The following is a 291-nucleotide window of genomic DNA, read 5'->3' as shown; positions in this document are numbered from 1 at the left end:
GTCTGGGCTCCGCACCTTGATCTGCAACACACCACCCTGTCCACCAATGGCCGACAGTTTTTCCGCCAGCTCCGGCAGCACTTTCTCCGCCTGCGGTGCTTTCTGCTTTTTCGGTTGTGCGGTAGCGGTATCCGGCTGGCCGGAGGCCAATCGCTTGTCGCGTGCCTGCTCCACCAGCTTAGGGTCCATGTCCTGCAACACGGTGAGCTTGTTGGAGGCCATCACGTTACCTCCGATCTTCAGATCGCCACCAAAAAACAGTTTCTGTACCGCAGCCAGATCACCGCCAAA

General features: G+C 58.4%; 1 protein-coding gene. It reads right to left on the bottom strand.

All coding sequences use genetic code 11. The features are described 5' to 3' along the window. Positions 1–291: hypothetical protein (locus tag A3754_RS27460; protein ID WP_197468530.1), on the bottom strand; the 291-nt coding region annotated here is incomplete at both ends.

This window comes from Alcanivorax sp. HI0083 (assembly GCF_001635175.1).
This window is presented reverse-complemented; position numbering and strand designations above follow the sequence as displayed.